A 25,434-nucleotide genomic window follows, 5' to 3' on the forward strand; every position below is an offset into this window, starting at 1 on the left:
AATGTCCCAGATGTGAGGGCTCCGGCGTGCACCGGGGGCGGTACGGGCGGTGGTGCCACCCCCGGTGCGACGCGCGGACGGTCGGACTCAGGCGTCGGTGCCCGGGCTGGTGCGGCGGCGGCCGGCGAGCACGCCGTAGGCGACGCCCAGGGCGCCGACGACGATGCCGACGACGCCGAGGACGCGGGCGGTGGTGTCACTGCTGTCGGCGGGAGCGGCGGTGTCGGCGGCGGTGCTCTCGGCCGACTTGGCGTCGTCGGAGGTCTCCTCGGCGTCCGTCGAGCCGTGGGAGTGGCCGTCCTCGGTGGCCTCGGACAGCGTCAGGACGGGCGCCGGGTTCTCCGGCTCCTCCTGGCCGTTCTGCTGGACCTCGATCCAGCGGACGACCTCCTTGTTGGAGTACGTCTGGATCGCCTTGAAGGTCAGGTCGTCGGCGTCCTCGGGGAGGGCGCCGACGGAGACCGGGAACTTCTGGAAGAAGCCCGGCTGGACGCCCTTGCCGGTGGCGGTCCAGGTGATCTTGGAGACGGCCTGGTCGATCTTCTCGCCGTGCATCTCGATGGGCTTGTCGAGCGTGGCCTTGGTGACCTTGACGTCCCAGCCGTCGATCGGCTCCGGCATGGCGGAGGCGAGCGGGTGGTCGGTGGGGAAGGTGACCTCGAGCTTGGTGGTCGAGGCCTTGTCGCGCTCGTTCGGCACCTTGAAGTCGATGACCGCGTAGCCGCCCTTGGCCGCGGTGCCCTCGGGCTGCACGCTGACGTGGGCGAACGCGGGGGAGGACAGGACGACGACGGCCGAGGCGGTGAGGGCGCCGACGGCGGCGACACGAGAGGTCTTCATGAAAGGGGGCACTCCACTTCGAGAGGTGATTCCGGTGATGAAGAGGGGTACGCGCGCGTGGAGGTGCCGTCGGGTGTCGGACACGGGCACGCGTACGTGGGCCGCACGACGGCGGCCTCCCCTTCCCGGGAAGTGGCGCGCGTCGTGTCAGGCGGCGAGGACGAGAGCGTCGGCGGCCGGTGGGCCGCGCCTGATCACCGTGTGCTGGAGTGCGGTGGTGCGGGGGTTGGACGGCGCGAGCAGTGCGGTGCGCGGCAGTGCGGGGCCGGTCAGCGGTGCGCCGGGGAGCCCGGCCCGCAGGGCGCGCACGAGGGCGAGCGCCCCGCGCAGGGACCGTACGAGTGCCCCTTCGGCGATGCCGTGCGCCGACAGTTCGGTCAGTCGCAGCAGGGCCAGGTCGCCGTGGCGCAGCAGCCAGCCGGCGGCCAGGGCGGCGAGGACGTGTCCGAGCAGCATCGGCAGGGACGGCAGCAGCGAGACGGAGGAACCGTCCGAGGTGGCGCCCCCGGACATGTTCATGTGCGTGTGCATGGCCGGATGAAGGCGGGCCTCGGTCAGGATCCGGGCCGCCTGGGCGGGGCTGATCACCGCCGCGGTGGTCCCGCAGACCAGCCGCGCGGCCTGCTCGACCAGCGAGGCGTCGCTCACGGTGGTCATGGAGGCCATCGACGACTGGGTGGCGGTGGTGTGCTGTCCGAGGCCGAACAGCGCGTGCAGCACGACCTGTCCGGTCGTGAGCAGTGCGGCGATGCCCGGCAGCGACCGGGTGCGTCCGGCGAGCGGTGCCACGACCGCGACCACCCCGAGGAAGCCCGCGCCCAGGGTCCACAGCGGAACCGTGGCGCAGGAGGCGAGCGTGTGCCCGCCCGCGGCCAGCACGACGCAGACCGCGGCGAACACCGCGGCCCGCAGGACCCGGAGTCCGGTTCCGGTGCGCGCCGTAGGGGGGTGGGGGGCAGTCATGGCGGGCTCATCATCGCACTGGCCTTACGGCGGCCATACGGCAGGTCCACAAGATGACGTACGAGGCCTACGACCGGAAGATCACGTTCTGCGGCGAACCGGCCTCACATACCCCATTCAACGCCCCCTACGCATCCCCCATATGGGCGGCGTCACGTCAACAGTGTGCTTACACCCGGGCAAGGGCGGCAATAGGTAACGGTATGTCGAGCCGCGGCCGGGAGGCTGGAGCATGAGCATCTGGTGGTCACTCCATCTGCGGCGCGAGGCTGCGAGCGTTCCGCTCGCCCGGCGGCTGCTGCTCGGCACCATGGAGACCGCGGGCGTCGACCCCGACATCTCCTACGACCTCTCCGTCGCGCTCAGCGAGGCCTGTGCGAACGCCGTCGAGCACGGCGGGGACACCGGGCACGGCGGCACCTCGGAGGCGTACCGCGTCACGGCCTATCTGGACGGCGAGAAGTGCCGGATCGAGGTCGCCGACTCCGGCCCCGGTTTCACCCGCACCTCCCCGGCGGCGCGCCGCGTGCCCAGCGAGGCGGAGAACGGCCGCGGGCTGTGTCTGATCCAGGAACTCGCCGACCACGTCCACATCGGCAACAAGCCGGGCCGGGGCGGCGCGGTGGTGAGCTTCGACAAGATCCTCAAGTGGAAGAAGGACGCTCCGCTCATGGCGGTGTAGGGCCGCTTCCCCCAGCTTCCCCCAGCGCGCGCCACGCGGTTCAACGCGGTTCGCGCGTGCGGAGTTTCCGCTTCCTCAGCATTCACAGGCAGCTCTCAGCGCCTTCCGATCCCGCTGACGGACACCGTCCCTAACTTCCTGATCATGACGGGAAACCACAAGGACAAGACGATCACCCGGCGGCGCGCCATCGCCGTGACGGGCGGCACGATCGCGGCGGGCGGCCTCGCCGTCGCCGGCTACCAGTCGGCCTCCGCCGACACCGGGACCAGCGCCGACGCGACCGCCACCGCGTCGGCCACGAGCACCGGCGGCGAGTGCATGACGCTCATGACGAGCGTCACCGAAGGCCCCTACTACCTCGACGGCGCCCTGGTGCGGAAGGACATCACCGAGGGCAAGAGCGGCGTCCCGCTCACCCTGCGCCTGACCGTCGTCGACGCCACCGACGGCTGCACCCCGGTCCCCGGCGCGGCCGTGGAGATCTGGCACTGCGACGCCTGGGGCTACTACTCCGGCTACACCACCGCCAACCCCGGTGGCTCGGCCCCCGCCGAGAGCGAGGACGGCTCGACCGCCGACGACGCCACCTACCTGCGCGGTTACCAGATCGCCAACGGCAACGGGGTGGTCAGGTTCGAGACGATCTTCCCGGGTTGGTACACCCCGCGCACCTGCCACATCCACGTCAAGGTCCACACCGGCGGCGAGAAGGAGGACGGTACCTACGAGGGCGGCAAGGTCAACTACACCGGCCAGTTCTTCTTCGACGACGACATCGCCCAGGAGATCTTCACCCTGGAGCCGTACTCGAAGCACTCCGGCAGCTACACCACCCTCGACAACGACATGGTGTACGACGGCGGCGGCGCCTCCAGCGGCCTGCTGACCCTGAAGGCCGTGCACAAGAAGGACCCGTCCAAGGGCTACAAGGGCTTCCTCACCCTCGGCATCGACCCCGACGCCGAGAGCACCGGCGCGGGCAGCGGCGGCGGAGGCGGCGGCACGCCCCCGAGCGGCGCGCCGACCGGCGAACCCCCGTCCGACGCTCCGTCCGAAAGTGCCACTGCCTCGGCCTCGGCGTCCTCGTAAGGTACGGCCATGAGCAGCCGCGAGGACGAAGCGCTGGCGCATGCCGCCGTCACCGCGCTGACCGGGCAGCTGGCCCTGGCTCCCAAGCCCGGGCTGCCCGATCCGCGCGACCTGGACGCACGGACCACCCGCCTGGACCACAGCGCCCTGCGCTGGTCGGCGAAGGCGCTCGTACCCGGCCTCGCGGCCATGGCCGCCGCCGCCCGCCGCACCGGCGAGCCGACTCCCGGGCTCCGCGGCGAACTCGGCGCGATCGGCCGCTGCACCGAGCACTCGGTGGGCCTCGCGGGCGGCGGCCACCGGGGCGCCCTGTGGGCTCTCGGCCTGCTGGTCGCCGCGGCCGCCCTGAACCCCGGGGGGAGGGGCTGGGACGTCGCCGCGACCGCCAAGGGCATCGCCCGGCACCCCGACAAACGGGCCCCGCGGCGTCCGTCACGCGGATCGTCGGTGTCGGCGAAGTACGGTGCCGCCGGGGCGCGTGGTGAGGCCCGCGCCGGATTCCCGCACGTACGGCGGGCGTTGGACGCGCTGGCCGCCGCCCGCACAGCGGGTGCCACGGAGGCGCAGGCCCGCCTGGACGCCCTGCTCACCGTGATGTCCACCCTCCAGGACACCGAACTCCTCTACACCGCCGGTCCACTTGGCCTGCGCCACGTCCAGGCCGGCGCCCGCGGCGTCCTGGAAGCGGGCGGCACGTCCACGGCGGCGGGCGCGACGGCCCTCGCCGCCTTCGACGAGGACCTGCACACGCGCGCGTGGAGCCCGCGCGGCAGCGCGGGGCTGCTGGCGGGTGCGCTGTTCCTGGACTCCCTTCCGGTACGCGCCGGTTCACCGGCCAGGGCGGCCTGACGCCGACCGGCCGCCCGGACCCGCTCCGGGCGGCTGTCTGTTCACGGGCCTTGGCTGCGGGCGGACGTCTGTGCGGCTGTCTGTTCACGGGCCTTGGCTGCGGGCGGACTTCCGTGCGGCGTCAGTTCACGAGCACCGGCTGCGGGCCCGCCTCCGGCTGGGCGACGGCGACCTTGCGGCGTACCGCCGGGCCCATGGCGTACGACGCCACGAGCGTCGCCCCTCCCAGCAGCAGCCACCCGGCCGTGCCCCACCCGAGCAGCAGCGTCGTCAGCACGAGCGGGCCCAGCGTCCTCGCCACCGTCACGCCGGTGCCGAAGAAGCCCTGGTACTCGCCGACCCGGTTGGCCGGCGCCAGCTCGAAGGACAGCTGCCAGGACCCGGCGGACTGCCCCATCTCCGCGATCACCTGAAGCACCGCCCCGGCGACCAGCGCCCCGGCGGCCACCCACGCCGAGCCGCCCGCCGACAGCGCGAACACCGCGCACGCGGCCAGCATCACCCACCCCGACCGCCGCACCGCGCGCGTGGCCGGCACGAGCCCCGTGACCCCGCGCGCCATGCGCACCTGGAACAGCATCACGGCCCCGGTGTTCAGCACGAACAGCACGGAGACCAGCCAGGCCGGCGCGTCGGTCCGCTCCGCGATCCACAGCGGCAGCGCGAGGCTGAGCAGCGGCATCCGCAGCAGCAGGACGGTGTTGAGGAGCGTGACGACGACATAGCGCCGGTCGCGCACGACGGTCAGGCCGTGACGTTTCCGTGTACCGGCACGAGGCGGCGGCACCCGCGCCGGCGAAGGCAGCCGCAGCAGCACCCCCGCACACACCACGAAGCTCAGCACGTCCACCGCGAACACCCCGAGATACGCCGCCCGCGTCCCGGCCTGCAACGCCAGCCCGCCCAGCCCCGCACCCACCGCCAGACCGGCGTTGAACGCCGACTGAAGGTGCGCCAGCAGCCCGGTCCGCTCCCCGGCGGGCACCAGCCCCGCCAGCAGCGTCTGCCGGGCCGCCGCCAACCCCGACTGCGCGGCGGCGTAGACACACGCGGCCAGGACGAACGGCACGAACCCGCGTACGAACAGAAACGCCGCCACCGCGCCCCCGGCCACCACCGCCAGCAGTACCGCCGTCCCACGCGCCCCGTGCCGGTCCGCCAGCCGCCCCAGCGGCACCCCCGCCACCGCGCCGAGGGCCCACGCGAGGGTCAGCCCGAGCCCCACGCGCGCGGGGTCGAGGCCGACGACGTACGTGAAGTAGAGCGCCGACGTCACGAGGAAGGCACCGTCACCGACGGCGTTGGTCAACTGGGCGAGGGCGAGGACGCGTTGCGGCCCCCGGGGCGGGACGAGCGAGTTCGTCATACGACCGACGTTAGAAGCCGACTGGACCGACGAACAGGACCAATCACCGCCCCTCTCCCTGACCCAATCGGTCCCCACCGTGGCCCCCGTCAGCCGTCTCCCTGGCCCGATCCGTCCTCGCCATGGCCCCTCAGTCCGCTTCCCCGTAGTCCGCTCCCCCGTCCCCTCCGTCGAGGACCCGCCCCAGTACCTCCAGCGCCTCCGGATAGGCCCGCTCCCGAGGCGTTCCGTACCCCACGACCAGCCCCTGCGCCCGCCCGTCTGCGTCGTCCGGCGTGTGCCAGTGGTCGCCCAGCCGTCCCACCGCGAGCCCCGCCGCCTCGGCCCGCGCAAGCGTCTCCTTCTCGTCGGCGACCTCCACCAGCGCATGCAGCCCGGCCGCGATCCCGCGCACCGCCCGCCCCCTCCCCAGCCGGTGCACCAACTGGTCCCGGCGCCGCCGGTACCGCAGCCGGCAGGCCCGCACATGACGGTCGTAGGCATGGCTGTCGATGAGCTCGGCGAGCGCCAACTGCCCGATGGTCTCGGTGTGGTGATCGCTGTGCAGTTTGGCGTCGGCGACCGCGTCGACCAGGTGCGGCGGCAGCACCATCCACCCGAGCCGCAGCGCGGGCCCCAGGGTCTTCGACGCCGTGCCCAGATAGACCACGTGCCCGGGCGCCATGCCCTGGAGCGCCCCGACGGGCTGCCGGTCGTACCGGAACTCCCCGTCGTAGTCGTCCTCGACGATCAGCCCGCCCCGCGCGCGTGCCCAGTCGGTGACCGCCCGCCGCCGCGAGGGATCGAGCGTCACCCCGGTCGGATACTGGTGCGCCGGCGTCAGCACGACCGCCCGCGCGTCCCCCAACTCCCCCGCACAGGCACCCTTCTCGTCCACCCGCACCGGTACGACCCGACCGCCACCCCTGCGCACCACCTCCCGGTGGAAGGCCAGCCCGGGATCCTCCATGGCGATCTCGCCGCCGTCCAGCACGCGCGTGAGAAGCGCGAGCCCCTGCACGTACCCCGAGGTGATCACGATCCGCTCCGGCGGCGCGACGACCCCGCGCGCCCGCCCCAGATACCCCGACAACGCGGTCCGCAGCTCGATCCGCCCGCGCGGATCGCCGTAGTCGTACGCCAGAGAGGGCGCCGTGGCGATCGCCCGCCGCAACGCCCGCAACCAGGCCGCCGCGGGAAAGGCCCCGACATCCGGACTCCCCGGCCGCAGATCGAACCGAGGCGCACGCGCGCGTGAGGCGACGGACGGCACCTCGGCAGGGACAGCGGGCAGCGAGGCCACCTGCGTACCGGCCCCTTGCCGAGCGGTCAGATACCCCTCGGCGACAAGCTGGTCATAGGCCGCTTTGACAGTCCCCCGGGAAACCCCCAGCTCCTCAGCAAGCCGCCGAGTAGCAGGCAACCGAGCCCCAGGGGCGAGCCGCCCCACACGCACGGCATCCCGAAGAGCCCGCTCCAGGCCGGACCGCCGCCCTTCAGCAGCGATCAGCTCAACATGCAGGTCCACTGCAACCCCCTGGTCTTTTAGGGGCGCGGGGAACTGCGCGACCAGCCCCCACAGACCCGCAGCCCGCAAAGAGGGCCGGGCACCCCACTGGTACCCGGCCCTCATCAAAACGTCAGCCCTTCAGCGAAGCCATCCAGCTCTCGACCTCGTCGGACCGCCGAGGCAGCCCATCAGACATGTTCCGGTTGCCTTCCGGGGTCACCAGAATGTCGTCCTCGATCCGCACCCCGATACCCCGGTACTCCTCGGGCACGGTCAGATCGTCGGCCTGGAAGTACAGCCCGGGCTCGACGGTCAGGACCATCCCCGGCTCCAGGGTGCCGTCGACATACGACTCCACGCGCGCGGCGGCGCAGTCGTGGACGTCCATGCCGAGCATGTGCCCGGTCCCGTGCAGCGTCCAGCGCCGCTGGAGGCCGAGTTCCAGCACCCGCTCGACGGGCCCCTCGACAAGCCCCCACTCGACGAGCCGCTCGGTCAGCACCCGCTGCGCGGCGTCATGGAAGTCCCGGTACTTGGCGCCCGGCTGCACGGCCGCGATACCGGCCTCCTGGGCGTCGTACACGGCGTCGTAGATCTTCTTCTGGATCTCGCTGAAGCGGCCGTTGATCGGCAGCGTGCGCGTGACGTCGGCGGTGTAGTACGTGTGCGTCTCGACGCCCGCGTCCAGCAGCAGCAGATCACCGGAGCGCACCGGCCCGTCGTTGCGCACCCAGTGCAGGGTGCAGGCGTGCGGACCGGCGGCGCAGATGGAGCCGTAGCCGATGTCGTTGCCCTCGACGCGCGCGCGGAGGAAGAAGGTGCCCTCGATGTAGCGCTCGCTCGTCGCCTCGGCCTTGTCGAGGACCTTCACGACGTCCTCGAAGCCGCGCGCGGTCGAGTCGACGGCCTTTTGCAGCTCACCGATCTCGAAGTCGTCCTTGACCAGCCGCGCCTCCGAGAGGAAGACCCGCAGCTCCTCGTCCCGCTCGGCGGTGACCTTGTCGGTCAGCGCGGCCTCGATGCCGGCGTCGAAGCCCCGTACGACCCGCACCGGGCCGGTAGCCTCGCGCAGCGCGTCGGGCAGTTCGCGGACGTCGGAGGCGGGGATGCCGTACAGCTTCTCCGCCTCGGTCAGGGAGTGCCGGCGGCCCACCCACAGCTCGCCCTGGCCGGAGAGCCAGAACTCGCCGTTCTCGCGGTCGGACCGCGGCAGCAGGTAGATCGTCGCCTTGTGACCGTCTCCGGCCGGCTCCAGGACGAGGACGCCGTCCTCGGTCTGGTTTCCGGTGAGGTACGCGTACTCCACGGAGGCCCGGAAGGCGTACTCGGTGTCGTTGGAGCGCGTCTTCAGGTTGCCGGCGGGGATCACCAGCCGCTCGCCCGGGAAACGCGCGGAGAGCGCCGCACGGCGGGCCGCGGTCTCGGCGGCCTGGGCGATCGGCTCCAGGTCGTGCAGCTCGGTGTCGGCCCAGCCGGACTTCATGTTCTCGGCGAGCTCGTCGGAGACGCCCGGGTACAGGCCGTTCTTCCGCTGCTTGATGGGCTCTTCCGACTCAGTCTCCGGGGTCTCCGGGGTGAGCTCGTCGGCCACGGTCATCCTCCTCGATACGGCACTGGACCTTCTCCATCGTACGGTCGTACGGAAGGGGGCCCAGGGCCGGAAGGCCTGTTACACGCCGCTGTCCGGCGTTACACGGGGCGCTACTCGAAACGGGCGGCGAGCAGCACGACGTCCTCGTCGGAGTCCGCCCCGTCCAGCCCGTCCGGCAGCACGGTGCGCAGCACGTGATCGGTGATCGCGTCCGGGTCGTGCCGCAGCGCCTTGGGTACTCCGGCGGCGGCCGCGTGCAGCCGGGCGAAGGCGCGGTCGGTGGCGTCGCCGGTGCGGTGCAGCAGCCCGTCGGTGTAGAGCAGAACCGTCTCTCCGGGTTCGGCCACCAGCTCCACGCTCGGCGCCTCCCAGCAGGCGAGCATGCCGAGCGGCGCCGACACGGACGTCTCCACGAACTCCGTGCGCCGCGCACCGACCAGCAGCGGCGGGCAGTGCCCGGCACCGGCCAGCGTGATCTTGCGCAGTGCGGGCTCGCAGTAGGCGAACAGGGCGGTGGCGGAGCGGGCGGGCTCGGTCAGGCGCAGCAGCAGCTCCAGGTCGGACAGGACCGCGACCGGGTCCTCGCCCTCCATGACGGCGTACGCCCGCAGCGACGCTCTGAGCCGGCCCATCGCGGCGACCGCGCTGGGGCCCGAGCCGGTCACCGAGCCGACGGCCAGGCCGAGGGCCGCGTCGGGCAGCGGCAGTGCGTCGTACCAGTCGCCGCCGCCGCGCGGGCCGGTGCGGTGCCGGGCGGCGAGCTGGACACCGGCGACGCGGGGGAGGCGGGACGGCAGCAGCTCCTCGGCCATCGTCGCCATGCACGCGCGCGTGCGCTCGACCTCGACGACGCGGGCCAGGTGCTCGGTGGCGTAGCGGGCGTACAGGCCGACGAGGTGGCGCTGGCGCTCGGAGGGCTCGGCCGGTTCGTCGTAGAGCCATACGGCGGCGCCCAGCCGGCCTGCCGCGTCCGACGACAGGGGCAGCGCGTAGCTCGCGGCGTAGCCGAGGCGGGCGGCGACCTCGCGGTGGCGGGGGTCGAGGCCGTCCTCGGCGAAGAGGTCCGGTTCGGCGATCTCGCCGTCGCCGTCGGGCAGTCCCTCCAGGATGCGGCCGTACGACATGACGCTGCGCGGCACCGTCTCGATGTGACCGAGGTCGGCTCGGGCGAGGCCCAGGCCGATGGTGGTGTCGGGGCCGAGTCCGTCGCCGGGTTCCAGGACGACGAGACCGCGCCGGGCGCCCACCAGGGCGGCTCCGGCGCGCAGCAGTTCGGTCAGGGCGTCCGCGAGTGTGTCCGTGCGGGCCAGCCGTTCCGTGAGCTCATGGAGGGTCGTGAGGTCGGAGACCCAGCCGGCGAGCCGGTCCTGGAGCAGGGCTCCCGGGGCGCCCGGTGGAGAGGCCGGTGAGGTGTCCGGGGCTACGGGCGCGGGCGCGACAGTGTGTGCGGGCGAGGGAACCGTTGAATCGATTCCGGCCACTTTCGGAGGGTGAGGGGCGTTCATGGCGTCCGGCTTTCCGACCGGTGCGTATTGCTCAAAAGCATCGCAAACCCCCATGTCATTCTGCGCCGCTAGCAGTGTCTCCACATGTACACGCACTCGTGAGGGGATGTCCAGCATTGTCCTGCCGGGATTCCTGGTGTCCGTGGGTCACCGGTGCACCCCTTGCCGAAAAGCGAAGTTGGCTTGAAACTGACTCAGGTAACGCCTTATTGCGGTCGACTGGCCTTGCTCCACAGAGCGTCACAGCGGTCGTGATGGGTACGTACTCGGAGAAGACCAGGGGTGGTTGACAACCACCCGGAACCTGGTGACGGACCCGGGCGTCTTAGCCACCGACGACCGAGCCCCATCCTCCCGTGGCGGAGGCGAAGAGATACACGCGGGACGGCAAACGCCAGACTTCGCCACCCCCACGCCACGCCCATGCTTTTGATAGATGCAGTGTGGGCCCGGCTGCCGCAGACGCAGCCGACGTTCGGCCCATAGGGGTTCCCCTTGTCTCGGACAGGGGTGTGATGCGCCAACAGGTACGCACAGTGCAGTGATCGACACATGGTGTGATGTGGCCCACGGTGTTGCCAGCGGTGCAACGGAAAGGAACGAGCGCTCATGCGCGAGATCCTCGGAAAGGCACGCAGGCTCCTGTCCAAGCGGAACGACGGGGGGCCTGAGTTGATCAGCGCGGCCCTGACCTTCGCGACGGAATGGCAGTGGCCCGTACTCCCGGGTGCGGCCCCGGACCCGCAGGGCCGGGCCCGGTGCTCCTGCCCCGACCCCGAGTGCACGGTGCCCGGGGCGCACCCCTTCGATCCCGGCCTTCTCGCGGCCACGACCGACGAGCGCATGGTGCGCTGGTGGTGGACCAACCGGCCCGCCGCCCCGATCGTCCTGGCCACCGGTGGGCCCGCCCCTTGTGCGGTCTCCCTGCCGGCCCTCGCGGCCTCCCGGGCGCTCACCGCCCTCGACCGCCAGGGCATGCGCCTGGGCCCGGTGATCGCCTCGCACCACCGCTGGGCGATCCTCGTCAAGCCGTACTCCATGGAACAGTTGGGCGAACTGCTGTACGCCAAGGACTTCGTCCCCGGCTCGCTGCGGTTCCACGGCGAGGGCGGCTACCTCGCCCTGCCCCCGTCCGAGACGGGCCACGGCGCCATCCGCTGGGAGCGCGCCCCGCTGCCCGGTTCGGCCTCCCCGTGGGTGCCCGACGTCGAGGCCGTGGTCGACGCGGTGGTCGACGCCCTCACTCGTACGGGTGTGAGCGCGCCCGAGTTGTAAGGGTGTCGGGCGCGCGCGGAACCAGCCGTGCGCGCCCGGTCGTTATCGTCCCCTTTCATGAACCTTCGTCTCCTCGCCCTCTCGGGCGTCGTGGCATGCGCGGTCGCGCTGCCGCTGGCCGTGGCGTCCGCGGGGCAGGTGGGAGACGACGTCCGTGCAGCCGTACGGCCGTCCGGGCAGGAACGGTCTTCTGATGACAAGGCGCAGTCCGCCGCGCCCTCCCGTTCCCCCCTGCTGCTGGGCCTGGGACTGGCCACCGCCGCGCGCTGCGGGCCCGAACTCACCTCCGCGGACGGCATCGAGGCGCAGACCTGTGTGCTGACGCAGGGCGAGGAGACCTGGGCGCGGACCTACTACCGCAATGTCACCGGCGGCGCGCTGGACTCCGTGCTGAGCCTCATGGGCCCGGACGACCGGAGCGTGCAGATTCGCTGTGCCGTGGGCGCGGGGGACGAACCGGGGACCTGTGAGACGCCCCGGGAGCGCAGCCGGGGCGGACCGGACGCCTACACGGCGGTCGCGGAGTTCGCCGGGGAGGCGGGGAGCGGGCCGCTGCTGCTGCGATCCGGAAGCAACTCGTCGGCGCCTGACGGCAGTTGACGTGCCTCGACGGTCCGTGAACGGAGGCGGGCAGACAAAGACCCGGTTGCTGGCGACGGGGGATGCACCAGCAACCGGGCTACTCGAACGGTAACAAGAGATCGGCTGTTCGCAAATTCGATCTCGGAAGTTCGTCGGCTTTCCGGACACCGACTCACTTGTTCCGGACGGGAGTTGTGATCCGTTCCAAGCGCGCCTCGAGTGCCGGAGCAGCTGACCGACCGGTCAGCCGCGTCCCGGACTCGAACCTGTGTGTCAGCTGAGAGTCACCTGTCGGTTGGTCAGGCCGCCACGCGCGCGACGCTCGTCCGCGGTGAGCGGCGCGTCCGAGGCCAGGGCGGCGGTGAGCCGCTCGGCGAACTCGGCCGCCGGCTTCTCCACGTCGTCCGCGGAGACCTCGCTCGGCAGGTCCCAGACCGGCACGGTCAGGCCGTGGGCGCGGAAGGAACCCACCAGCCGGGTGCCCTCGCCGAGGCTGGACCTCCCGGCCGCGTGCAGCCGCGCGAGCGCGTCCAGAAGCTGCTCCTCGCCGTACGGCATGACCCAGCGCAGGTGGTTCTTCTCCGGCGTCTCGCACCAGTAGGCGGCGTCCACACCCTGGAGCTTCGCGGTCGGGATGGCCGCGGCGTTGGCCCGCTCCAGGGAGGCGGTCACCTCCGGGGTGGCGTTCTCCGCGTCCGGGACCCAGAACTCGAAGCCCTCGTGCACGACTGGCTCGAACACGCCTTCGGGGTCGAGGAGATCCTGCAACCGGGGACCGTCGGCGGGGGCGCGGCGGCCCTGGACCGGGGTGCCCGGGTCGGCGGTGAGCGCGCGTTGCAGGGTGTCGGCGAGGTCGCGGCTGATGTCGCCGGACGCCGTGTCGTTCTGGAGGCCCAGCAGGACCGAGCCGTCGTCGCGGCGCAGCGCCGGCCACGCCATCGGCAGCACCGTGGCCAGGGTGACCGACGGGACGCCCTCCGGGAGGCCGCCCTTCAGGGACAGCTCGACCGTCGCGGCCGGCACCAGCTCGCGCAGCGCCACCCAGTCGCCCTCGCCCGCCAGGCCCTCGAACGGGCGCTGCACCAGCTCGGTCACCGCGTGCGCGGCGGCCCGGCCGTGACACGCCTTGTAGCGGCGGCCGCTGCCGCAGGGGCAGGGCTCACGGGCACCGACGACCGGGACCTCCCCGTCGGCGATCTGAGGGCGCTGGGCCTTCGTCTGGGGTCGCTTCTTGGCCATCGTGGGGTCTCCCGGTTACGACTCGTCTCGTACGGCGGGAGCCTAGCCGTTCACGCCATGCGCGACGGGAGCCTGTGGACAACGTGCCGATGCGTCGGGTCGGCCCGGTGCGGCGAGCCCCGGCCCTCAGTCCAGGTCGGTGAAGGCGTCGGCGAAGTCCAGGTCGGGCATGGACGCCACCGAGGGGGCCGTGACGCGCGTAGCGAAATCGTCCCGGCGGTGACCTGCGTCCGGATCATGAACGTCGTCGTGCACGACCACCCACACCGTGACCTCGCCGCGGGCGTCGTCCCGGACGCCCCAGTCGTCGGAGAGCGCGGTGATGATGTTGAGCCCGCGGCCGCCGTGCGCGGTGACCGAGGGCGTGGCCGGAGCGGGGCGGGTGGGCCCACCGCCGTCCGTCACCTCGACCGTGAGTCTGCCGCCCGGCTCCACGCGCCACGCGGCACGGACGTCGCCGTCCCCGGCCAGGGCGTCGCCCAGGGGCCGGCCGTGTTTGCACGCATTGCTCAAGAGTTCGGAAAGGATCAGTACGGCGTCGTCGATGACCGTCTCCGACACACCGCCCGTCCGCAGCTGAGAACGCATCCGGTGTCTTGCTTCCCCCACGCCCGCAGGGCCATGGGGTACGGCCATGCTCGACGACGTGGGCACCTCCTGTGCCACCACCAACGCCACCCCCGAGACCTCCTTTGCCCCACGCCACGGTGTGGATGCCCCATTGGCCTGTACCGGAAACCGGCCAATCCAGGTCCGCCGACGCATTCACAACGATCGAATACGGACCGAACGCGCCGGTGCACTCCCTGTAATCGGATGGCCGGATTTCGGTGATTTGGCCGAGACCGAAGATGCTTCAGTCGACTCGTGGGGTCAAGGTTTCTTCACAGGTCTTTACCAGTGAGTCACCGTCAGGGACCGCACCGGTCATCGGCCCAGTCGGCCCAGCACCGCGCGGGGCCGGTTGGTGATGATGGCGTCGACGCCCAGCTCGACGCAGAGATCGACGTCCTCGGGCTCGTTCACCGTCCACACGTGCACCTGGTGGCCGGCTCGCTTGAGCCGCTCGATGTACGCCGGGTGATTGCGCACGATCCGGATCGAGGGGCCCGCGATCCGCACACCCGCCGGAAGCCGGCCGTCCCTCAGCCGGGGCGAGACGAACTGCATCAGGTAGACCGTCGGCAGCGCCGGCGAGGCGGCACGCACGCGTGCCAGCGACCGGGCGGAGAAGCTCATGATCCGCACCGGGGACTCGGCTGCCGTGGCGGGGGCCTCAAGGCCGAACCGCTTCAGCAGCACCAGCAGCCGCTCCTCCACCTGACCGGCCCACCGGGTGGGGTGCTTGGTCTCGATGGCCAGTTCCACCCGCCTGCCCGCGTCCGCGACGAGTTCGAGGAGCCGCTCCAGGGTGAGTACGGACGTGTCCTCGCGGTCCTCGGGGCGATGCTCCCAGTCCGGCTCCTCGTCCCGGTTCTTCCAGGAGCCGAAGTCTAGGGCGGCCAGCTCGGCCAGCTCCAGGGCGGAGACCGCCCCGCGCCCGTTGGACGTACGGTTGACGCGTCGGTCGTGGACACAGACGAGATGGCCGTCGGCCGTCAGGCGCACATCGCACTCGAGGGCGTCGGCGCCGTCCTCGATCGCCTTCCTGTACGCGGCCAGAGTGTGCTCGGGGGCCTCTTCGGAGGCTCCGCGGTGGGCGACGACCTGAATGCCGTGCTGTCGTGCGTGGGTCACCGCGTCATGGTGCCACCGCTGCGGGGTACGCGTCGCACGAGGTGGGCGACGATCGGACGAGGAGCGAGCGCCGAGATGCGACCGTTTCGTCCAACAGGTCCCATATAAAGGATGGTCGCAGACCCACAGGCACCGCTTATGGTGCTCTGACGTCCTGTGGGAAAAGCTGACGGCATACAAAAGCACATGCACAGCTGCATCGCGCCGGACCGTCGGCAAGCGTGAACGAGTGTGACCGAGTGCGACCTTAGGACAACAGCCGTGGATCGAGGAGAGAAGCTGTGAGCACCGAGAACGAGGGCACTGCCGTACCCCCGGCCCCGTCCGCACCTCCCGTGCCGGTGGATTCCCCCGCAGCCTCCCCGGCCTCCCCGCAGGCGAGCGCGCCGGACAGCGGCGCCCCGACGACCCCGCTCCCCACGACGCCTCCGCACGCCCCCGGCGCGCCGGAGCAGGAGCTGGTGCACGCGGGCCAGACACCGGCCTACGCGTCGGCGGGATCGAGCGGCCCGCAGGGGGCGCCGGGTTCGCAGGCCTCGCCGGGCTCGTCGGGCTCGCCGGGTGAGGGCTCTCCGGGCCAGGCCCCCGGGTACGGCGCGCAGGGCGAGGGCGTTCCGGGCGGGCAGGCGCCCGGCTACGGCGCCCAGAGCCAGGCTCCCCAGGCCGCGGACGGCTCCTGGCCGCCTCCGCCGCCCGCCACCCCGGCGTACGCCGACAGCGGCTCGGGCGGCGCGGGCGCCGGTGGCTGGGGCGCCTCCTACCAGCAGCCCGCCCCCAAGTCGCGCGGACGCGGCGGTCTGATGGCGGCCGTCCTGATCGCGGCCCTGGTCGCGGGCGGCCTGGGCGGCGGCCTCGGCTACACCCTGGCCAAGAACGACGACAACACCTCGTCGACGACCGTCGCCGCCTCCGACAGCGGCGGAGACGTCAAGCGCGACGCGGGCACGGTCGCGGGCGTGGCCGCCTCGGCCCTGCCGAGCACGGTGACCATCGAGGCCGAGTCGAGCAGCGGCGAGGGCGGCACCGGCACCGGCTTCGTCTTCGACCGCGAGGGCCACATCCTCACCAACAACCACGTGGTGGCGGACGCGGTGGACGGCGGCAAGCTGACCGCGACCTTCCCGAACGGCAAGAAGTACGACGCCGAGGTCGTCGGCCACGCACAGGGCTACGACGTCGCGGTGATCAAGCTCAAGAACGCGCCGGGCGACCTGAAGCCGTTGACCCTCGGCGACTCCGACAAGGTGGCGGTCGGCGACTCGACCATCGCGATCGGCGCCCCCTTCGGCCTGTCCAACACGGTCACCACGGGCATCATCAGCGCCAAGAACCGCCCGGTTGCCTCCAGCGACGGGACGGGCTCGAACGCCTCCTACATGAGCGCCCTCCAGACGGACGCCTCGATCAACCCCGGCAACTCGGGCGGCCCGCTGCTGGACGCCCAGGGCAACGTGATCGGCATCAACTCGGCGATCCAGTCGACGAGCAGCGGCGGCCTCGGCGGCAGCAGCCAGTCCGGCTCGATCGGCCTCGGCTTCGCCATCCCGATCAACCAGGCCAAGTACGTCGCCCAGCAGCTCATCAAGACCGGCAAGCCGGTCTACGCCAAGATCGGCGCGTCGGTCTCCCTGGAGGACTCCAGCGGCGGCGCGAAGATCACGGAGCAGGGCGCCAGCGGCGCCGACCCCGTCGAGTCCGGCGGCCCGGCCGCCAAGGCCGGTCTGAAGCCCGGCGACGTCATCACCAAGCTCGACGACAGGGTGATCGACTCCGGTCCGACCCTCATCGGCGAGATCTGGACCCACCAGCCCGGTGACAAGGTCAAGATCACCTACGAGCGGGGCGGCAAGACCAACACCGTGGAGCTCACCCTGGGCTCCCGCGAGGGCGACAGCTGACCTCACGCGCGCGGTCGTAGCGCCGAACCCCACGCGCGCGTGGGCACCGGTTACTCTTGTCCCCGCGCCGCCGGTCGACGAGCGGCGGCGCGGGGTGGGTTGCCCGAGCGGCCTAAGGGAACGGTCTTGAAAACCGTCGTGGCAGCGATGTCACCGTGGGTTCAAATCCCACACCCACCGCACGTGTTCGAAGGGGTGTCTCTCCAGGAGAGGCACCCCTTCGGCGCGCGTGTAGGGGCAGCGTCATGGCCGCGCGTCCGTCACCTTCGTCCTGGCGTGAGCGGCGGGTCCTGGAGCTCGTGGTCCTGGGCCAGTTCGTCCCAGGCCACATCCCTGAGGGCCGCCTCGGCGTCGCAGCCCGAGGGCACGAAGGTCGTCGACTGGAACCAGACGATGGTGAGACGGGAGCGGTACAGGACCGGGTCGCGGGACGGGTCCAGGGCCGTGGAGCGGAAGGCGCCGACACAGGCCACCGACGGGAGGATCTCGACGGGGCCGTGGGCGCCCGCGTACTGGTCGGGGTACTCGCGCGGCGGCGGGACGAGGTGGACGGGAGCGGTCGGGTAGGCGTGCGCGGCCGAGCGCAACAGGCCCTGGATCCTCACCTCGTTGACCGGTCGGCACGGATAGCCCTCGGGCAGTTCGCCGTACGTCGAGGAGAGCCGCAGCTCGGCGAGGACGACACTGCGGCCCGAGGCGAGGGTGAGGCGTGCCAGGGCCATGGTCGGCACTCCGGGACGGTGGCGCATCGTGCTCCCGTGGATGGTGCTGTACGTGGTGCCGCGGCATCCGCCCTCACGGCCGGTGCCCCGTCATGCGTGCCGCCGACGCGATCGTGGCGCGGGCCTCGCGTTCGGACAGGCCGGTGTTGAGGGCCGCCTCGACGAGGGGGTCCACGAGGGCGGGTCCGATGCCGTCCTCGTAAGCACGGCAGGCCGCCCAGAACAGGCGGGTGTTGCGCTGGCCCTCGTGCGCGGCGAGGACGAACTGGACCAGGCCCTGCCCGTGGTCGCCGGTCGACGCGGGCGTGGGGTGGTGGGTGGTGCGGGGCGGCGGGAGCAGGAGGCGCAGCAGAGCCGGCGGACAGGCCGCGGGCGCGAGGTGCGCCGTACCGGGGGCCGTCGCGTACACGCCGTGGTCGGTGCGGGAACCGGGGCCGACGAGATAGCCGCCGGCGCCGCGGATGTCGATGCCGGGCGCCAGCCGCCCCGCGGAGTTGGGGACGACGACGTCCGGCGGGCCGCTCAGCCACAGATGGCGGCCGCCGCTCGGGGTCAGGACGACCACCGTGGCCGGGATCGTGAAGAGGTGACGCAGGGCCAGTTCGCGCAGGGCCGTCGAGGAGTCCGTACCGGACTTCGTGTCGAGGTCGACGCCGATCAGATGGTGGGGCGGGAGGCCGCAGGCGATGCCGTAGCCGGTCGCCCAGGGGGCCGCGGCGAACAGTTCGCGGATGCGGGAGGGGTCGGTGGCGGCGTCGTAGACCCCGTGTCCGAAGCGGCCGCACTCGCCGTGGCAGGGCGGGCCCGACACGGCCTCGGGGGGTGCGGGGGGCGCGGGGGCCGGGGTCTGGGGGGTCGTGGGGGCTGGAGTTTCGGGGCTCGCTGTGCCGTCGCGGTGCGGGGAGCGCAGCGCCGGGAGCTTCGTCCGGGACAGGGGGATGACAGCCAGTCCGCGCTCGGCGGCGGACAGGGCGTGTGCGAGGGCCAGCGTCGTGGCCTGCCGGTCTGTGGTGGCCATGACTCCATTTTCGTACGAGTGTTCGAAAAAGGGAAGGGAGTTCGGGGGCGACTCGCCGGGCGGTGCGGATTGGCCGGAAAGGCGACGGAACGCTTCACCTCTTGCGGCGCTTGGGGCGGAGATGCCCGGAGCAGGGTGATCCGATGCCTTACATCGCGAAAGGGGTTTATCGACTTGTCCTCACGCTTCAGGGGGAATGGTGGCTTCCGGGGTGGTTCGCCGGGGATTCGGTGGGCAACTCTGGTCCTGCGACGTCGTGAACGACACCGGGGTGGTCGGCCAACTGCCTTGGACACAGCCTTACTTGACGTATTTCCGGCTCAAGCAGCCGGGTTCTGGAGGAAGAACATGGCAAGCATCCGTACCGCCCGCGTCATCGCCGCCGTCTCCGCCCTTCCGCTCGCCGCGGCTCTGTTCACCGGCGTCGCGACGGCGGACAACGGCGGCTTCGCGGACGACGGATCGAACGCGGGTGTCGCGAGCGTCGTCGGCAGCGGGGTCGGTGGCGCCAACAACGGCAACTCGTCCACCACGCAGCAGAACGCGGTCGGCTCCGGCGCCTCGAACCAGAGCAACACCGCGCAGGTCAACGGCTCCGCGTTCACGGCCATCAATCAGGGCAACGACAACACGTCCATCAATTTCACGCCGCTGTGGTGGTGAGCCGGGGGTGAACTGAGGGGGTGCGCCGGGGGGTGGCCTGAGGGGTGAGGTGAGGGGGTGAACTGAGGGGAGGGCCGGCGGACCGGGGGGTCGGCCGGCCTGATCCGTCGGGTGTGCTCAGAGGGGTGGTCGTACGGCTGCGCGGTGGTGCTTCGGCGCCGCCGCGCAGCCGTTTTCGCATGACCCTCGACAGCTCGACCCTCGCAGCTTCGGCCCCCACGGCTTCGACCTTGACAGCTCCCACTATCTGACGGACAGTCAGAAATCTTCTCGAAGTTCGTGGGCGGTTGGCGGGAACCCGGGCGGCGGCTGCGGTGTACCAGAAATGACAGAACGCGACGGGCGGGACGACGGGGACGCGGAAGACAGAGCGAGACAGAGGAAGACAGAGGGGGAGGTTGAGGTCCATGGCGCACGAGCCGCAGGTGAGCGACGGGCTGAGCGACGTGTTGGCCGACGAGTTGGGCAGGCGACTGAAGGCGTACGAGGGCCGGACCGCCGCCGTTTCCGCCGTCGGCAAGGACCCTGTCAACGCGCCCATGATCCGGCACTGGTGCGAGGCCATGGGCGACACCAACCCGGCGTACACCGGCCCCGACGCCATAGCGCCCCCCACCATGCTCCAGGCGTGGACGATGGGCGGCCTCTCAGGCCATACCTCCCGCTCCTCGGCGTACGACGAACTGCTCACCCTCCTCGACGAGTCGGGCTGCACCTCGGTCGTCGCCACCGACTGCGAGCAGGAGTACGTCCGCCCCCTGCGCCCAGGTGACGAGATCACGTTCGACGCGGTCATCGAGTCCGTGTCGGACCGCAAGACGACAAAACTCGGCACGGGCTACTTCGTCACGACCCGCATGGACATCCACGTCGGCCCCGACCTGGCCGGCACCCACCGCTTCCGCATCCTCAAGTACGCACCGGCACATCGGAGGGAGGGCCCACCGCGGCAGGAATCCGAGCGGCAGAAACCCGAGCGGCAGGAACCCGAGCGTGCGGCGCCTCGGCAGGAGAAGCCTCCTCACGAGAAGCCCCCGCGTCCACGCCCCGTCGTCAACCGTGACAACGTCGGCTTCTGGGAGGGCGTCCGCGAGCGCCGTCTGCTGATACAGCGCTGCACCGGCTGCTCCACGCTGCGCCACCCCTGGCTGCCCGGTTGCGCCGCGTGCGGACACCCGGGGTGGGACACGGTCGAGGCGAGCGGTACGGGCCAGGTCCACTCGTACGTGGTCATGCATCACCCGCCCTTCCCGGCCTTCGACCCTCCCTACGCGGTCGCGTTGATAGAGCTCACGGAAGGCGTGCGAATGATCAGCAACGTGATCGGGGTGGCGTACGACAAGGTGCGGATCGGTATGCCGGTACGGCTCGAATTCAAGGCGTACGACGAGGAGTTGGTGCTGCCGGTCTTCCGGGCCGAGGAAAGTCGCGCCGCCGTCGGGGGAGGTTCCCGTGCGGCCCGGTGAGCAACTACCGCCGTTGGAGATCCCGGTGACCCGCACTCTCGTCGTCGCCGGGGCCATCGCCTCCCGCGACTACCAGGACGTGCACCACGACGCCGAGCTGGCCCGGCAGAAGGGCTCCCCCGACATCTTCATGAACATCCTGACCACCAACGGCCTGGTCGGCCGCTACATCACCGACCACTTCGGACCGACGGCCGTCCTGCGCCGTGTGGCCATCCGGCTGGGCGCCCCCAACTACCCCGGGGACACGATGGTGTTGAGAGGCACGGTCGAGGAGATCACCGAGGGGGCGGACGGCGACACGGCGACGGTCCGCGTGACCGGGGACAACGCCATCGGCAGACACGTCACGGGGACGGTGACGGTCACGGTCCCTCCGACAGCCGACGTGCCTGTGACGTCCGCGGCGCCCTCGACGGCCGACGTGCCGGTGACGTCCGTGGTGCCCTCGACAGCCGACGTCCCTTCAACAGCCGACGTGTCCTCGGCGGCCCCGGCGCCCTCGGCAACCGCCGTGCCCTCGGAAGTGACCGCCCCCGCAGGAGGTGCCGGATGAGTGTGCGTACGCGGGACTCCCTCGGTGGGCGGGCGGCGATCGTCGGTATCGGGGCCACGGAGTTCTCCAAGGAATCCGGGCGCAGCGAGCTGAGCCTGGCCGCCGAAGCGGTGCGGGCGGCGTTGGAGGACGCCGGGCTGACGCCCGCCGACGTGGACGGGATGGTGACGTTCACGATGGACACCAGCCCTGAGATCACCGTCGCCCAGGCCTGCGGCATCGGTGAGCTGTCGTTCTTCTCCCGCGTCCACTACGGCGGCGGCGCGGCCTGCGCGACCGTGCAGCAGGCGGCGCTGGCGGTGGCGGCGGGTGTCGCGGAGGTGGTGGTCTGCTACCGCGCCTTCAACGAGCGTTCGGGGCGTCGCTTCGGCTCCGGGGTGCAGCACCGGGAGCCGTCGGCGGAGGGGGTGGCGCTCGGCTGGTCCCTGCCGTTCGGGCTGCTCACCCCGGCGTCCTGGGTGGCGATGGCGGCCCAGCGCTATCTGCACACGTACGGCCTGACACCGGGGGCCTTCGGACAGGTGGCCGTCACCGCCCGCAGACACGCGGCGACCAACCCGGCGGCCTACTTCCACGGCCGCCCCATCACCCTCGCCGACCACGCCGCCTCGCGCTGGATCGTGGAGCCGCTCCGCCTCCTCGACTGCTGCCAGGAGACGGACGGCGGCCAGGCCCTGGTCGTTACCTCGCTGGAGCGGGCGCGGGACCTCATGAACCCGCCCGCCGTCGTGGCCGCCGCCGCTCAGGGGGCGGGCCGGGCCCAGGAGCAGATGACCAGCTTCTACCGCGACGACCTGGCCGGCCTGCCGGAGATGGGCGTGGTGGCCCGCCAGCTGTGGCGGACGTCGGGGCTCACCCCGGCCGACATCGACGTGGGGATCCTGTACGACCACTTCACGCCGTTCGTGCTGATGCAGCTGGAGGAGTTCGGGTTCTGCGGGAAGGGGGAGGCGGCGGACTTCGTGGCCGAGGGGCGACTGCCGCTGAACACGCACGGAGGACAACTGGGGGAGGCGTATCTGCACGGGATGAACGGAATGGCGGAGGGCGTGCGTCAGATAAGAGGGACGGCCGTGAACCCCATACCCTCGGCCCGCCGGGTCCTGGTGACGGCGGGGACGGGAGTGCCGACGTCGGGGCTGGTGCTCACGGCGGACGGATGACATCCGAGGAGTCGCCCAGGGAGGCCGTCGAGGAGACAACCAACGGGGCCGCCGAGGAGACCTGCAACGGGCCGCTGAGGAGACCGCCGAGGGACCGTCGCGGAGAGCTTCATGGATGTCACGATGGAGGCCCCCCAGGACGGCCCCCCAGGACGGCCCCCAGGACGGCCCCCAGGACGACCCCCCAGGGGTCATCCCGCAGTAGTTCCCGGGCTCTCGTCCACCCTCAGGAGGTGGAGCCACCCCTACCCCTACAACCTGAGGCGGAGTCGTCTTCGGGACCTGCGGCCGATGAGCGGGAGGCACCCTCGCTCCTAGCGTGGAGCCATGACCACACCCGTCTGCACCAGCGCTTCGGACGCCGCAGTACCGGCGAGGCAGACCCGCCCGCATGCGACGTACCCCTCCTTCTCGTCGTACGTGAAGGCACGCCAGCCGGTGCTGCTGCGTACCGCCCGGTCGCTGACCGCGAACCCGAGCGACGCGGAGGACCTGTTGCAGACCGCGCTCACCAAGACGTACGTCGCCTGGGAGCGGATCGAGGACCACCGGGCGCTGGACGGCTATGTGCGCCGGGCGCTGCTGAACACACGCACCTCTCAGTGGCGCAAGCGCAAGGTGGATGAGTTCGCGACGGACGAGATCCCGGAGCCCGAGCCGCTGCCCGGCGGGGACGACCCGGCCGAACAGCAGGCGCTGCACGACGCGATGTGGCGGGCGATCATGAAGCTGCCGGCCCGGCAGCGGGCGATGGTCGTCCTCAGGTACTACGAGGATCTGAGCGAGGTACAGACGGCGGAGGTGCTCGGGGTGTCGGTGGGCACCGTGAAGTCGGCGGTGTCGCGGGCACTGGGCAAGCTGCGCGAGGACCCGGAACTGGGCCTGGTGCGTTAGGCCGCCCGGCGGGCCTGCGGCGGGCAGTACCGTTCCTCCCCGGTACCCCCCGCCCGCTGTGAACGCAACGTGACGTGATCGATCACCGCGGCCTAGTGACATACCAAGCGGTATGTGAGCAGAATCAGCCCAACCCTTACTACCGCGTAGGCAATGTCGCCCCGGGAGGACGCCGTGCTGAGCACGATGCAGGACGTACCGCTGCTGATCTCGAGGATCCTGACCCACGGGTCGACGATCCACGGCGCATCACAGGTGACCACCTGGACCGGCGAGAGCGAGCCGCACCGTCGCTCGTTCGCCGAGATCGGCACCCGTGCGGCCCAGCTGGCGCATGCTCTCCGTGACGACCTGGGCGTCGCCGCCGACGAGCGGGTCGCGACGCTCGCCTGGAACAACGCCGAGCATGTCGAGGCCTACTTCGCGATCCCCTCCATGGGCGCGATCCTGCACACGCTGAACCTCCGGCTCCCGGCCGAGCAGCTGGTGTGGATCGTCAACCACGCGGCCGACCGGGTGGTGATCGCCAACGGTTCGCTGCTGCCGCTGCTCGCCCCGCTGCTTCCGCACCTGAAGACGGTGGAGCACGTGGTCGTGACCGGCCCCGGCGACCGTTCCCTCCTCGACGGCTCCCACGTGCGCGTGCACGAGTACGAGGAGCTGATCGCCGCCAAGCCGACGGCCTACGACTGGCCGGAGCTGGACGAGCGGCAGGCCGCCGCCATGTGCTACACCTCCGGCACCACGGGCGACCCCAAGGGCGTGGTGTACAGCCACCGTTCGATCTACCTGCACTCCATGCAGGTCAACATGGCCCAGTCGATGGGACTGACGGACCAGGACACCTCGCTCGTCGTGGTGCCCCAGTTCCACGTCAACGCCTGGGGCCTGCCGCACGCCACCTTCATGACCGGCGTGAACATGCTGATGCCGGACCGTTTCCTTCAGCCCGCGCCGCTCGCCGAGATGATCGAGCGAGAGAAGCCGACCCACGCGGCCGCCGTGCCCACCATCTGGCAGGGACTGCTCGCCGAGCTGACCGCCAAGCCGCGGGACGTGTCCTCCCTCGGGCAGGTCACCATCGGCGGCTCCGCCTGTCCGCCCTCCCTCATGGAGGCCTTCGACAAGCTGGGTATGCGGGTCTGCCACGCCTGGGGCATGACGGAGACCTCCCCGCTCGGCACCGTCGCCCGCCCGCCGGCCCAGGCGGTGGGCACACCGGAGGAGTTCGCCTACCGGCTCACCCAGGGCCGTTTCCCGGCCGGCGTCGAGGCCCGCCTCTCCGGCCCCGGCGGCGAGCGCCTGCCCTGGGACGGCGAGTCGGCCGGTGAGCTGGAGGTCCGCGGCAACTGGATCGCGGGCGCGTACTACAACGGCCCGGCCGCCGAACCGCTGCGCCCCGCCGACAAGTTCAGCGAGGACGGCTGGCTGAAGACCGGCGACGTCGGCACCATCTCCCCCGACGGCTTCCTCACCCTCACCGACCGCGCCAAGGACGTCATCAAGTCCGGCGGCGAGTGGATCTCCTCGGTGGAGCTGGAGAACGCGCTGATGTCCCACCCGGACGTCACCGAGGCCGCCGTGGTCGCCGTCCCCGACGAGAAGTGGGGCGAGCGCCCCCTGGCCACCGTCGTCCTGCGCGAGGGCTCCGCCGCGACCTTCGAGACACTGCGCGCCTTCCTCGCCGACGAGGGCCACATCGCCAAGTGGCAGCTCCCGGAGCGCTGGACGATCATCGAGTCGGTCCCGAAGACGAGCGTGGGCAAGTTCGACAAGAAGGTGATCCGCAAGCAGTACGCGGAGGGCACCCTGGACGTCACCAAGCTCTAGCAGACCCCCGTCGG

At 71.6% G+C, this 25,434-nt stretch carries 22 protein-coding genes, 1 tRNA gene and 1 pseudogene; 13 read left to right on the plus strand and 11 right to left on the minus strand.

The features are described from left to right. Positions 1–87 precede the first annotated feature (87 nt). A complete protein-coding gene (locus OG866_RS22340) occupies positions 88–840 on the minus strand; it encodes a YcnI family copper-binding membrane protein (protein WP_329337202.1) in 753 nt (250 codons plus the stop codon). A 147-nt stretch (positions 841–987) separates the two neighbouring features. Beyond that, positions 988–1,803 (minus strand): hypothetical protein, encoded by an 816-nt coding sequence (locus OG866_RS22345; RefSeq protein ID WP_329337204.1) that lies wholly within the window; start codon positions 1,801–1,803, stop codon positions 988–990. A gap of 232 nt (positions 1,804–2,035) precedes the next feature. On the opposite strand from OG866_RS22345, the gene OG866_RS22350 reads away from it, so the two are divergent. The 3 genes from OG866_RS22350 (at position 2,036) to OG866_RS22360 (ending at position 4,426) form a co-directional block, all read left to right on the plus strand. Continuing rightward, a complete protein-coding gene (locus tag OG866_RS22350) occupies positions 2,036–2,485 on the plus strand; it encodes an ATP-binding protein (RefSeq protein ID WP_329337206.1) in 450 nt (149 codons plus the stop codon). A gap of 144 nt (positions 2,486–2,629) precedes the next feature. Then, positions 2,630–3,577: an intradiol ring-cleavage dioxygenase gene (locus OG866_RS22355; RefSeq protein WP_329337208.1), complete on the plus strand. Its 948-nt coding sequence runs from the start codon at positions 2,630–2,632 to the stop codon at positions 3,575–3,577. Between the two features lie 9 nt (positions 3,578–3,586). Further along, complete coding sequence (locus OG866_RS22360) at positions 3,587–4,426, plus strand: triphosphoribosyl-dephospho-CoA synthase (protein WP_329337210.1); 840 nt, start codon at positions 3,587–3,589, stop codon at positions 4,424–4,426. Between the two features lie 121 nt (positions 4,427–4,547). Here the strand turns inward: OG866_RS22360 and OG866_RS22365 are convergent, their stop codons facing one another. The 4 genes from OG866_RS22365 to OG866_RS22380 all read right to left on the minus strand — a co-directional run bounded on the left by OG866_RS22365 (position 4,548) and on the right by OG866_RS22380 (position 10,494). Next, positions 4,548–5,792: an MFS transporter gene (locus tag OG866_RS22365; protein ID WP_329337212.1), complete on the minus strand. Its 1,245-nt coding sequence runs from the start codon at positions 5,790–5,792 to the stop codon at positions 4,548–4,550. Positions 5,793–5,922: 130 nt separating this feature from the next. Next, a complete protein-coding gene (gene pdxR, locus OG866_RS22370) occupies positions 5,923–7,299 on the minus strand; it encodes a MocR-like pyridoxine biosynthesis transcription factor PdxR (RefSeq protein WP_329337214.1) in 1,377 nt (458 codons plus the stop codon). A gap of 112 nt (positions 7,300–7,411) precedes the next feature. Further along, entirely contained in the window at positions 7,412–8,872 is a 1,461-nt protein-coding gene (locus tag OG866_RS22375; RefSeq protein ID WP_329337216.1) for an aminopeptidase P family protein, read from the minus strand. A gap of 110 nt (positions 8,873–8,982) precedes the next feature. Then, entirely contained in the window at positions 8,983–10,494 is a 1,512-nt protein-coding gene (locus OG866_RS22380; protein ID WP_329337218.1) for a PP2C family protein-serine/threonine phosphatase, read from the minus strand. A gap of 492 nt (positions 10,495–10,986) precedes the next feature. Between OG866_RS22380 and OG866_RS22385 the strand changes: the two genes are divergently transcribed. Further along, a complete protein-coding gene (locus OG866_RS22385) occupies positions 10,987–11,652 on the plus strand; it encodes a bifunctional DNA primase/polymerase (RefSeq protein ID WP_329337220.1) in 666 nt (221 codons plus the stop codon). A gap of 57 nt (positions 11,653–11,709) precedes the next feature. After that, positions 11,710–12,252 (plus strand): hypothetical protein, encoded by a 543-nt coding sequence (locus OG866_RS22390; protein ID WP_329337222.1) that lies wholly within the window; start codon positions 11,710–11,712, stop codon positions 12,250–12,252. Positions 12,253–12,507: 255 nt separating this feature from the next. Here OG866_RS22390 and OG866_RS22395 read toward each other — a convergent pair whose 3' ends face one another. From OG866_RS22395 to OG866_RS22405, 3 genes are all read right to left on the minus strand, one after another. Next, a complete protein-coding gene (locus OG866_RS22395) occupies positions 12,508–13,473 on the minus strand; it encodes a DUF5926 family protein (RefSeq protein ID WP_329337224.1) in 966 nt (321 codons plus the stop codon). Between the two features lie 126 nt (positions 13,474–13,599). After that, positions 13,600–14,238, minus strand: a complete 639-nt coding sequence (locus tag OG866_RS22400) for an ATP-binding protein (RefSeq protein WP_329337225.1) — start codon at positions 14,236–14,238, stop codon at positions 13,600–13,602. 162 nt (positions 14,239–14,400) lie between these two features. Then, positions 14,401–15,210 carry a glycerophosphodiester phosphodiesterase gene (locus tag OG866_RS22405; protein WP_329337227.1) on the minus strand — a complete coding sequence of 270 codons (810 nt, stop codon included), beginning with the start codon at positions 15,208–15,210 and terminating at the stop codon, positions 14,401–14,403. 281 nt (positions 15,211–15,491) lie between these two features. Here OG866_RS22405 and OG866_RS22410 point away from each other — a divergent pair, with 281 nt between their 5' ends. Beyond that, a complete protein-coding gene (locus OG866_RS22410; RefSeq protein WP_329337229.1) occupies positions 15,492–17,108 on the plus strand; it encodes a S1C family serine protease in 1,617 nt (538 codons plus the stop codon). 93 nt (positions 17,109–17,201) lie between these two features. Then, positions 17,202–17,288, plus strand: a tRNA-Ser gene (locus tag OG866_RS22415). Between the two features lie 80 nt (positions 17,289–17,368). Here the strand turns inward: OG866_RS22415 and OG866_RS22420 are convergent. Beyond that, entirely contained in the window at positions 17,369–17,830 is a 462-nt protein-coding gene (locus OG866_RS22420) for a hypothetical protein (protein WP_329337231.1), read from the minus strand. 73 nt (positions 17,831–17,903) lie between these two features. Then, positions 17,904–18,848, minus strand: a complete 945-nt coding sequence (locus tag OG866_RS22425) for a bifunctional DNA primase/polymerase (RefSeq protein ID WP_329337232.1) — start codon at positions 18,846–18,848, stop codon at positions 17,904–17,906. A 348-nt stretch (positions 18,849–19,196) separates the two neighbouring features. On the opposite strand from OG866_RS22425, the gene OG866_RS22430 reads away from it, so the two are divergent. The 6 genes and pseudogenes from OG866_RS22430 to OG866_RS22455 all read left to right on the plus strand — a co-directional run bounded on the left by OG866_RS22430 (position 19,197) and on the right by OG866_RS22455 (position 25,420). Continuing rightward, the gene (locus OG866_RS22430; protein WP_329337234.1) at positions 19,197–19,511 is read left to right on the plus strand and encodes a hypothetical protein; all 315 of its coding nucleotides are present in this window, start codon (positions 19,197–19,199) and stop codon (positions 19,509–19,511) included. 407 nt (positions 19,512–19,918) lie between these two features. Beyond that, positions 19,919–20,977 carry a bifunctional MaoC family dehydratase N-terminal/OB-fold nucleic acid binding domain-containing protein gene (locus OG866_RS22435; protein ID WP_329337236.1) on the plus strand — a complete coding sequence of 353 codons (1,059 nt, stop codon included), beginning with the start codon at positions 19,919–19,921 and terminating at the stop codon, positions 20,975–20,977. Next, positions 20,964–21,354, plus strand: a pseudogene (locus OG866_RS22440) (MaoC/PaaZ C-terminal domain-containing protein); the annotation flags it as partial. The gene OG866_RS22435 and the pseudogene OG866_RS22440, both read left to right, overlap by 14 nt. Before the next feature lie 175 nt (positions 21,355–21,529). Further along, positions 21,530–22,696 carry a lipid-transfer protein gene (locus OG866_RS22445; protein WP_329337238.1) on the plus strand — a complete coding sequence of 389 codons (1,167 nt, stop codon included), beginning with the start codon at positions 21,530–21,532 and terminating at the stop codon, positions 22,694–22,696. A 327-nt stretch (positions 22,697–23,023) separates the two neighbouring features. Beyond that, the gene (locus OG866_RS22450; protein ID WP_329337240.1) at positions 23,024–23,590 is read left to right on the plus strand and encodes a SigE family RNA polymerase sigma factor; all 567 of its coding nucleotides are present in this window, start codon (positions 23,024–23,026) and stop codon (positions 23,588–23,590) included. A gap of 153 nt (positions 23,591–23,743) precedes the next feature. Next, positions 23,744–25,420, plus strand: coding sequence for a long-chain fatty acid--CoA ligase (locus tag OG866_RS22455; RefSeq protein ID WP_329337241.1), 1,677 nt, complete (start codon positions 23,744–23,746; stop codon positions 25,418–25,420). Positions 25,421–25,434 lie beyond the last annotated feature (14 nt).

The organism is Streptomyces sp. NBC_00663, assembly GCF_036226885.1.
GTDB lineage: Bacteria > Actinomycetota > Actinomycetes > Streptomycetales > Streptomycetaceae > Streptomyces.

Excerpts from the sequence above, each read along its gene's own strand:
- OG866_RS22420 (WP_329337231.1), bottom strand. The coding sequence starts at position 17,830 with ATGGCCCTGGCACGCCTCACCCTCGCCTCGGGCCGCAGTGTCGTCCTC.
- OG866_RS22430 (WP_329337234.1), top strand. The coding sequence starts at position 19,197 with ATGGCAAGCATCCGTACCGCCCGCGTCATCGCCGCCGTCTCCGCCCTT.
- OG866_RS22445 (WP_329337238.1), top strand. The coding sequence starts at position 21,530 with ATGAGTGTGCGTACGCGGGACTCCCTCGGTGGGCGGGCGGCGATCGTC.
- OG866_RS22455 (WP_329337241.1), top strand. The coding sequence starts at position 23,744 with ATGTCGCCCCGGGAGGACGCCGTGCTGAGCACGATGCAGGACGTACCG.
- OG866_RS22395 (WP_329337224.1), bottom strand. The coding sequence starts at position 13,473 with ATGGCCAAGAAGCGACCCCAGACGAAGGCCCAGCGCCCTCAGATCGCC.
- OG866_RS22435 (WP_329337236.1), top strand. The coding sequence starts at position 19,919 with ATGGCGCACGAGCCGCAGGTGAGCGACGGGCTGAGCGACGTGTTGGCC.
- OG866_RS22360 (WP_329337210.1), top strand. The coding sequence starts at position 3,587 with ATGAGCAGCCGCGAGGACGAAGCGCTGGCGCATGCCGCCGTCACCGCG.
- OG866_RS22340 (WP_329337202.1), bottom strand. The coding sequence starts at position 840 with ATGAAGACCTCTCGTGTCGCCGCCGTCGGCGCCCTCACCGCCTCGGCC.
- OG866_RS22390 (WP_329337222.1), top strand. The coding sequence starts at position 11,710 with ATGAACCTTCGTCTCCTCGCCCTCTCGGGCGTCGTGGCATGCGCGGTC.
- OG866_RS22365 (WP_329337212.1), bottom strand. The coding sequence starts at position 5,792 with ATGACGAACTCGCTCGTCCCGCCCCGGGGGCCGCAACGCGTCCTCGCC.
- OG866_RS22385 (WP_329337220.1), top strand. The coding sequence starts at position 10,987 with ATGCGCGAGATCCTCGGAAAGGCACGCAGGCTCCTGTCCAAGCGGAAC.
- OG866_RS22345 (WP_329337204.1), bottom strand. The coding sequence starts at position 1,803 with ATGACTGCCCCCCACCCCCCTACGGCGCGCACCGGAACCGGACTCCGG.
- OG866_RS22350 (WP_329337206.1), top strand. The coding sequence starts at position 2,036 with ATGAGCATCTGGTGGTCACTCCATCTGCGGCGCGAGGCTGCGAGCGTT.
- OG866_RS22400 (WP_329337225.1), bottom strand. The coding sequence starts at position 14,238 with ATGCGTCGGCGGACCTGGATTGGCCGGTTTCCGGTACAGGCCAATGGG.
- OG866_RS22425 (WP_329337232.1), bottom strand. The coding sequence starts at position 18,848 with ATGGCCACCACAGACCGGCAGGCCACGACGCTGGCCCTCGCACACGCC.
- OG866_RS22380 (WP_329337218.1), bottom strand. The coding sequence starts at position 10,494 with ATGCTGGACATCCCCTCACGAGTGCGTGTACATGTGGAGACACTGCTA.
- OG866_RS22355 (WP_329337208.1), top strand. The coding sequence starts at position 2,630 with ATGACGGGAAACCACAAGGACAAGACGATCACCCGGCGGCGCGCCATC.
- OG866_RS22450 (WP_329337240.1), top strand. The coding sequence starts at position 23,024 with ATGACCACACCCGTCTGCACCAGCGCTTCGGACGCCGCAGTACCGGCG.